The 8,191-nt window shown below is 53.4% G+C and carries 7 protein-coding genes and 1 pseudogene; 6 read left to right on the forward strand and 2 right to left on the reverse strand.

Annotation, left to right across the window (positions count from 1 at the left end):
- Positions 1–175 precede the first annotated feature (175 nt).
- Genes QMN38_RS22520 through QMN38_RS22535 form a run of 4 tightly spaced genes read left to right on the forward strand, consistent with a single transcriptional unit; the run spans position 176 to position 2,690 of the window.
- Entirely contained in the window at positions 176–604 is a 429-nt protein-coding gene (locus tag QMN38_RS22520; protein WP_271442457.1) for a GlcG/HbpS family heme-binding protein, read from the forward strand.
- A 22-nt stretch (positions 605–626) separates the two neighbouring features.
- Positions 627–1,790: a 1,3-propanediol dehydrogenase gene (gene dhaT / locus QMN38_RS22525; protein WP_271449670.1), complete on the forward strand. Its 1,164-nt coding sequence runs from the start codon at positions 627–629 to the stop codon at positions 1,788–1,790.
- A gap of 15 nt (positions 1,791–1,805) precedes the next feature.
- Positions 1,806–2,159, forward strand: coding sequence for a glycerol dehydratase reactivase beta/small subunit family protein (locus QMN38_RS22530; RefSeq protein WP_271442455.1), 354 nt, complete (start codon positions 1,806–1,808; stop codon positions 2,157–2,159).
- A complete protein-coding gene (locus QMN38_RS22535) occupies positions 2,160–2,690 on the forward strand; it encodes a cob(I)yrinic acid a,c-diamide adenosyltransferase (RefSeq protein ID WP_271442454.1) in 531 nt (176 codons plus the stop codon).
- Here the strand turns inward: QMN38_RS22535 and dhaR are convergent.
- Together dhaR and QMN38_RS22545 are read right to left on the reverse strand one after the other, a co-directional pair.
- Positions 2,668–4,593 carry a dihydroxyacetone kinase operon transcriptional regulator DhaR gene (gene dhaR, locus QMN38_RS22540; protein WP_323606075.1) on the reverse strand — a complete coding sequence of 642 codons (1,926 nt, stop codon included), beginning with the start codon at positions 4,591–4,593 and terminating at the stop codon, positions 2,668–2,670. The two genes, QMN38_RS22535 and dhaR, sit on opposite strands and share 23 nt — an antisense overlap.
- Before the next feature lie 92 nt (positions 4,594–4,685).
- Complete coding sequence (locus tag QMN38_RS22545) at positions 4,686–5,783, reverse strand: glycerol dehydrogenase (RefSeq protein ID WP_323606077.1); 1,098 nt, start codon at positions 5,781–5,783, stop codon at positions 4,686–4,688.
- 563 nt (positions 5,784–6,346) lie between these two features.
- Between QMN38_RS22545 and QMN38_RS22550 the strand changes: the two genes are divergently transcribed.
- Entirely contained in the window at positions 6,347–8,020 is a 1,674-nt protein-coding gene (locus QMN38_RS22550) for a glycerone kinase (protein ID WP_323606078.1), read from the forward strand.
- Positions 8,021–8,091: 71 nt separating this feature from the next.
- Positions 8,092–8,191 (forward strand): annotated as a pseudogene (locus QMN38_RS27055) (hypothetical protein); the annotation flags it as partial.

Genomic DNA, 8,191 nt, shown 5'->3' on the forward strand with positions numbered 1-8,191 from the left:
AAATGATCATTATCAATAAATGCCAAACACAGGAAATAAAATTAATATTTTAGAAAAATCCACACTATTGACTTAATAACGCGCCGCGAGAAAATACAGAAAACCCAATGAGAAAAAATAGCTGTAGCGCGATATTTTTTGCGACCTCAGCCCTACAACCTTGTCAGGAGATACTGTGAATAAGAGCCAACAAATCGCCACCATTACGCTGGCGGCCGCAAAGAAAATGGCGACTGCCGTCGAGGCAAAAGCGCTTAAAATCAACGTTCCAGTAGTCTTTTCCGTGGTTGACCGCGGCGGAAACACGCTACTGATGCAGCGTATGGACGAGGCGTTTGTCACCAGTTGTGATATTTCTCTCAATAAAGCCTGGACCGCCTGCTGTCTGCGGCAGGGCACACATGAAATTACCGATGCAGTACAACCTGGTGCTTCTCTATATGGTTTACAGCTCACCAATCAGCAGCGAATCGTTATTTTCGGTGGCGGTTTACCTGTTATATTCGACGGACAATTAATCGGTGCCGTAGGTGTTAGTGGCGGCACTGTAGAACAAGATAGATTATTGGCCGAGACCGCACTGAATTGTTTCTCTGAATTATAATTTAAATCTAAGAAGGTATATTATGAGCTATCGTATGTTTGATTACCTTGTGCCGAATGTTAACTTTTTTGGCCCAAATGCTATTTCCGTTGTCGGCGAACGTTGCAAACTGTTAGGCGGTAAAAAAGCGCTGCTGGTCACCGATAAAGGTCTGCGGGCGATAAAAGACGGTGCGGTAGATAAAACGCTGGCACATCTGCGTGAAGCCGGGATTGAGGTGGTCGTATTTGACGGCGTAGAGCCAAACCCTAAAGACACCAACGTGCGCGACGGTCTGGAGGTATTTCGTAAAGAGCAGTGCGATATCATCGTTACCGTTGGCGGCGGTAGCCCGCATGACTGCGGTAAAGGTATCGGTATCGCGGCCACGCACGAAGGCGATCTCTACAGTTACGCCGGAATTGAAACGCTGACCAATCCGCTGCCGCCAATCGTTGCGGTCAATACCACCGCGGGTACCGCCAGCGAAGTCACCCGCCACTGCGTGCTGACCAATACCAAAACCAAAGTGAAGTTTGTGATTGTCAGTTGGCGTAACCTGCCGTCGGTTTCCATTAATGACCCGCTGCTGATGCTCGGTAAACCAGCACCACTTACCGCCGCGACCGGGATGGACGCCCTGACCCACGCCGTGGAAGCTTACATTTCCAAAGATGCTAACCCGGTCACCGATGCCGCCGCTATCCAGGCGATCCGTCTAATTGCCCGTAACTTGCGCCAGGCCGTCGCGCTGGGCAGCAACCTGAAAGCCCGTGAAAATATGGCCTATGCCTCTCTGCTGGCCGGTATGGCTTTCAACAACGCCAACCTCGGCTATGTTCATGCGATGGCACACCAGCTCGGTGGTCTGTACGACATGCCGCACGGCGTGGCCAATGCGGTACTGCTGCCACACGTCGCCCGTTATAACCTCATCGCCAACCCGGAGAAATTTGCTGATATCGCTGAGTTTATGGGCGAGAACACCGACGGGTTGTCAACCATGGATGCCGCTGAGCTGGCCATTCGCGCCATCGCCCGTCTTTCCGCCGATATTGGTATTCCACAGCATTTGCAGGAGCTGGGCGTCAAAGAAGCCGATTTCCCTTACATGGCGGAAATGGCGCTGAAAGATGGCAACGCGTTCTCGAACCCGCGTAAAGGGAACGAGAAAGAGATCGCTGAAATCTTTCGTCAGGCTTTCTAATCCAAAGGGGGCGCAATGTCACTTTCATCACCGAGCGTACATCTGTTTTATCACCCACGCTGGCAGGATACCCGCGCGCTTGATGAGCTGTGCTGGGGGCTGGAAGAGCAAGGCGTCCCATGCCGGACTGTCTGTTGCGACGAGAATGACTGTGCGCTGGCCTTGAGCAAACTTGCGGCCAAAAGCTCAACGCTGCGTGTCGGTCTTGGTCTCAACGCCACGGGTGATATTGCGTTAACCCACGCCCAGTTGCCCGAGGATCGGGCGCTGGTTCGTGGTCATATCACCGCCGGAATGGCGCAGATCCGCACGCTTGGCGCCAATGCCGGTCAACTGGTCAAAGTGCTTCCTTTCAGCGAGATAAAATAAATGTACCGTATCTATACCCGTACTGGTGATAAGGGCACGACCGCGCTGTTTGGCGGCAGCCGTATCGACAAAGACGATATCCGCGTGAATGCCTATGGCACCGTGGACGAACTGATTTCCCAGCTTGGCGTCTGCTACGCCAGCACGCGCCTGACAGCGCTTCGCCAGGATTTACATACCATCCAGAAGACGCTGTTTGTGCTTGGCGCGGAACTTGCCAGTGATGAGAAGGGACTTGCTCGCTTAACACAGACGATTAGCCCCGAGGATATTCAGGCGTTGGAGCAGCTTATTGATCGCAATATGACGCAAAGCGGTCCGCTAAAAGAGTTTGTTGTTCCGGGGAAAAACCTCGCATCGGCACAGTTGCATGTTGCGCGCACGCTGGCGCGTCGGCTGGAGCGACTCCTCATCGCCATGGACAGAACGTTGACGCTGCGTGATGAGCTTAAGCGTTACATCAATCGTCTGTCCGACGCCCTCTTCTCGATGGCGAGGATCGAAGAAACTACTCCAGATGTTTGCGCTTAAACTGGCTGGCATCGATGTCGTACTGTTTCATCTTGCGCCACAAGGTGGTGCGGCCAATATTCAGCAGTTGCGACATTTCCTGCACACGTCCGCTGGTGACGCGGGCGGCATGGATAATCGCTTCTTTTTCGATGGCGGTAAACGTCAGGCTGGCTGGCAGCAGCGATGATGCAGTCTCCAGGCCTGGGCGTTCCGCAAACAGATAATCCGGCAGATTACTCAGGCGAATATGGCCATTGTCGCTACTGATAGCGATATTTTCGATAATGCTGTTGAGCTCAAAATCATTGCCCGGCCACGAATAGGCAACCAGTTGTGCCAGCGCGTCATCGTCCAGCTTCAGACTGGATGAAAAGCGTTTTTTCAGGCTATTTAAGCGTGTATGAATCAGCGCCGGAATGCTGTTACGCCGTGCCCGCAGCGGTGGAATAACAATTTCAAAGGAGTGTAATGCGTAATACAGTTGGCGGCTAAAGCGGTTTTGCTCCACCAGGTTGGCGAGATCAACCGTAGTAGTGGCAATCACTTTCACATCAACCGGGATCAGGCGGCGGGCATCAAGGCGAGTCAATACGCCCTGCTTGATAACCTGCAACAACGCGGATTGCAACTCGGGTGCCAGATACTCAATTTTTTCCAGAAACAGCGTACCGCCGTTCGCCAGCTCAAGGCGGCTCAGCCGACCGTTTTCATCATCGGTTGGCGCACTGCCCATAAAATCCTGCCCCAGCACGCTGTTGGCATACAGTTGGCAGTTAACGGCGATATAAGGCCCGCTGGCATGTTCACTTTCATTGTGAATAGCCTGGCTCAATAGCTCTTTACCCACCCCCTCTTCACCGCACAACAGAATAGGGAAACTCCCTCTCGCCGCCTGGCGACCAAAATGGATCAGTCGACGGGTTTCCGGGTCATCCGTCGACATCTGTTCAAAGGTGTGGCTGACTTTCCCGAGCTGGCTGGTCATCAACTGACGCATTTGTTCAACGGGATGAAGCAGCAGAATAAAGCTGTTGCCCTGTTCTTCAACGATAGGTTTCAGAGTAATAACAGCATCAACAAACTGGTGCTGGCTTTCGAAAGTCACTTCGACGTGATTCAGGCCACGAGCATGTTTGATCGCCCGGCGCAGCAAGGTGGGCAGATTAACCAGGTCATTAATGTTTTTACCCTGGCTGGCCTGTGCATCCAGATGTAAAAGCAAAGCGGCACGGGCATTAAGAAACTGCAGAACGCCCTGCTCGTTCCATGCCATTACGCCATCATCCATGCTCTCTAACAGCCCATACATCTGATTAAGATGGCGGTTAGATTCGGCCAACAGGCTGTCGGTCAGCAAAGAGTTGCCGACTTCTCTGGCAATCGCCAGCGTCAGGGAGAGATCGGAAACGGACTCATGCTCCACCAGGCAGCACAGGGAAATGGAGCCAAACAGCCGCCCATGGTTATCAAAGACCGGGGTAGAGCAGAACGACCACGGATGCAGCGCCTGCTTAAAATGCTGATCGCCTGAGGTTTTTGTTGGCTGCCCTGGCATCGTCGCCAGCGATAGCGCACAACTGCCGATAATGCTTTCCGCGCAGTAGCTACCGTCACGAAAGCCAAGTTCCGCCAGTTGTTCCACCGTCTGCGGATCGCCGCACCGGCTGAGAATACAAGCCGATTCATCCAGAATCAGCAGCGCACAGGGACGTCCATCCATAAACTCCCAGGCATCTTCCAGTGCGGCCTGTCCAATCGTCAGCAGTGCAGTCTTGCGGCGGCAAATCGACGCAAAAGTCAGTCCCTGCGCCTGATGCGGTGCCTGCCAGGTTTCCCGCTGCATAAACTTGCTGCAACGATGCCATGACTGAGCAATGACCGAAGAAACTTCCTTCCCGATGCCATGAGTGTGCGCCGTCATATCCATTTCCGCTGTTTTACCATAGACAACCCCTCCGGCAGAGACTGTCAGAGGGGGAGAAGATACTGAATAAAAGGCTTACCGACGTCTGATTAACGCGCCAGCCACTGCTGTCCCAGCAGGTCTGCCGTCAGAATCGCGGCATGGACGCTTTCAGGCGTCACCGGGAACGGCATATTGTGAATGGTTTCACCTTCCGCGCAGGTGGCTTTCGCAACAGCCATAATCTTAGCGTCGATGCCGTCTTTCACGCTCATTTGCGCCAGCGTTACCGGCAGATCCACTTTCTGGCAGAAATTCAGCACTGTTTCGATCTCTTCCATCGGGCTGTTCTGTAGCACCAGTTGCGCCAGCGTACCAAACGCCACTTTTTCACCGTGGTACAAATGGTGACACTCTTCCAGAATGGTGAAGCCGTTATGGATGGCGTGTGCCCCCGCGAGGCCACTGCTTTCAAAGCCAATGCCGCTGAGATAGGTGTTCGCTTCCACGATACGTTCCAGAGCATCGGTCACCACGCCAGCCTGTGCAGCCAGACGAGCCTTTTCACCTTCTGCCAGCAGCGTATCATAGCACAAGCGTGCCAGGCTCAGGGCCGCCGCCGTGGACTGTCCCCCCGCCATACTGGTCGCTCTGGCATCAAAACACGCTTTTGCTTCAAACCAGGTCGAGAGCGCATCGCCCATCCCAGCCACCAGCAGACGTACCGGCGCTTTGGCGATAATTGCCGTATCCATGACAACCATATCCGGGTTTTTCGGGTAGATCAGATATTCTTCGAACTCACCGGCTTCGGTGTAGATAACAGACAGCGCACTGGTTGGCGCATCCGTTGAGGCGATAGTTGGAATCACCACCACCGGCAGTTTCTGGTAGTAGCCAATCGCTTTGGCTGTATCCAGCGTTTTCCCACCGCCAATCCCAACCACACCACGGCAACCGTGCTGCTTCAGAATGGCAATCAGGCGATTAATTTCAACATGGCTGCATTCGCCATTGAAGCGTTCCGCGTGGCAGCTAATACCGTGGCTGTGCAGGCCATTGAGTACTTTGTCTCCCGCCAGTTTCATGACGAAGTCATCTGCAATCACGAAAAAGCTGTCTGCCAGATTTTTAGCGTATTGACCAAATAAGGTAGAAGCGTCAGGACCCTGGAGATATTTGGCTGGAGATTGAATAACTTTTAGCATTCCTTTCATCCTCAAATAAGTACATGTTTTTACATGGTGAGCCCTGGCGTTAACCTGTTTAGCCTGTTGCGAACGGCAAAAACGGGAGGTACCGGAGCGATGCAATAACTGTATGGCGAGGCGGGAACAAAAAAATCATTCGTCTTTTTGTTCTGATATGAAACAGATAAAAATGACATGCGTTCCATATTGAAACGATTAACCATAAAAATACTAAGGTTTGCGATCCCGATCCGTTCATTTGCCGGCAAATCCTTGCAGAACGCGAAAATCGAATTCCCTTTGCCTCTCTCTGACACCATTAAAAGCAGTAAAAAAACGTTTACTGTGCCGTGTGGCCAACATTGAAAAGGCGATAAAAAAGTCGAGCGGGCTCGCATTGTGATCATTCCTCTCACAAATACGTTCCATTACGGAACAAAAAATAACAATTACGTTCCGTAATGAAACTCATTTTGCCGCTGTTTTTTTCCACGCTGACTCCGCCAGAATCTCCCCCATCGCCTCCGCACCATGACAATGCATTCGGGGGTTTGTTTTACACTCAACCTCGAGGAGCCGTTATGTCTCAATTCTTTTTTAATCAGCGTACCCAACTTGTTAACGACGTCATCGACGGTACGATTATCACCAGTCCGTGGAACAATCTGGCGCGTCTGGAAAGCGATCCGGCTATTCGCATCGTGGTTCGTCGCGATCTCAACAAAGATAACGTGGCAGTGATCTCCGGTGGTGGCTCAGGACACGAACCCGCCCACGTTGGCTTTATCGGCAAAGGAATGTTGACCGCGGCAGTCTGTGGCGACGTGTTTGCGTCCCCGAGCGTAGATGCAGTGCTGACCGCAATCCAGGCGGTAACTGGCGATGCAGGCTGTCTGTTGATCGTTAAAAATTACACCGGTGATCGTCTTAACTTCGGCCTCGCCGCCGAAAAAGCACGCCGCCTTGGCTATAACGTCGAAATGCTGATTGTTGGCGACGATATCTCCCTGCCAGATAACAAGCATCCTCGCGGGATTGCGGGCACTATCCTGGTTCATAAAGTGGCAGGCTATTTCGCTGAACGCGGCTACAACCTCGCGACCGTCCTGCGTGAAGCGCAGTATGCAGCAAGTAACACCTTCAGCCTGGGCGTCGCCATTTCCAGTTGCCATTTGCCGCAGGAAACCGACACCGCACCACGCCATCATGCGGGCCATGCCGAACTGGGCATGGGCATTCACGGCGAGCCTGGTGCCTCGGTTATTGCTACCCAAAACAGTGCGCAGGTGGTGACTCTGATGGTCGATAAACTCATGGCGGCACTGCCTGAAACTGGCCGTCTGGCGGTGATGATTAATAATCTGGGCGGCGTGTCCGTTGCTGAAATGGCTATCATCACTCGGGAACTGGCAAACAGCCCACTGCATCCGCGTATCGACTGGCTGATTGGCCCGGCCTCGCTGGTCACCGCCCTGGATATGAAAGGTTTCTCGCTGACCGCCATCGTACTGGAAGAGAGCATCGAAAAAGCGCTGTTAACCGAAGTCGAAACCAGCAGCTGGCCGACGCCTGTCCCACCACGCGAAATCAACTGTGTGCCATCATCGCAGCGCAGCGCGCGTGTCGAATTCCAGCCTTCAGCCAACACGCTGGTCGCCGGGATTATTGAGCAGGTCACCGGAACGCTTTCCGATCTGGAAGCACACCTCAACGCGCTGGATGCCAAAGTAGGTGATGGTGATACAGGTTCAACTTTTGCCGCTGGTGCACGTGAAATCGCTGACCTGCTGCATCGTGAGCAGCTTCCACTGAATAACCTCGCCACGCTGTTCGCCCTGATCGGCGAACGCCTGACCGTGGTGATGGGCGGGTCCAGCGGCGTACTGATGTCCATCTTCTTTACCGCCGCCGGGCAGAAGCTGGAGCAAGGGGCTGATGTTGCCGAAGCCCTGAACACAGGGCTGGCGCAGATGAAGTTCTACGGCGGTGCAGACGAGGGTGACCGTACGATGATTGATGCGCTGCAACCCGCGCTGACATCTCTGCTGGCACAACCGCAAAACCTGCAAGCCGCTTTTGACGCCGCACAGGCAGGCGCAGAGCGTACCTGTCTGTCGAGCAAAGCCAACGCGGGTCGCGCATCGTATCTCAGCGGTGAAAGCCTGCTGGGCAATATGGACCCCGGTGCACACGCCGTCGCAATGGTATTTAAAGCACTGGCAGAGAGTGAGTTGGGATTAGCCATAAGTGCCTGATGCGCTTCGCTTATCAGGCCTACGAGTGCAAACCTTTGTAGGCCGCCATCCGGCGAAGAAATGCCTGATGCGCTGCGCTTATCAGGCCTACGAGTGCAAACCTTTGTAGGCCGGATAAGGCGTTTACGCCGCCATCCGGCGAAGAAATGCCTGATGCACTGCGCTTATCAG

It is taken from the genome of Citrobacter sp. R-1.5.2 (assembly GCF_035064245.1).
Taxonomy (GTDB): domain Bacteria; phylum Pseudomonadota; class Gammaproteobacteria; order Enterobacterales; family Enterobacteriaceae; genus Citrobacter.

What these genes read in the sequence shown, in the direction of transcription:
- dhaT (WP_271449670.1), top strand. Translation starts at nt 627, where the DNA reads ATGAGCTATCGTATGTTTGATTACCTTGTGCCGAATGTTAACTTTTTT.
- QMN38_RS22530 (WP_271442455.1), top strand. Translation starts at nt 1,806, where the DNA reads ATGTCACTTTCATCACCGAGCGTACATCTGTTTTATCACCCACGCTGG.
- QMN38_RS22535 (WP_271442454.1), top strand. Translation starts at nt 2,160, where the DNA reads ATGTACCGTATCTATACCCGTACTGGTGATAAGGGCACGACCGCGCTG.
- dhaR (WP_323606075.1), bottom strand. Translation starts at nt 4,593, where the DNA reads ATGACGGCGCACACTCATGGCATCGGGAAGGAAGTTTCTTCGGTCATT.
- QMN38_RS22545 (WP_323606077.1), bottom strand. Translation starts at nt 5,783, where the DNA reads ATGCTAAAAGTTATTCAATCTCCAGCCAAATATCTCCAGGGTCCTGAC.
- QMN38_RS22550 (WP_323606078.1), top strand. Translation starts at nt 6,347, where the DNA reads ATGTCTCAATTCTTTTTTAATCAGCGTACCCAACTTGTTAACGACGTC.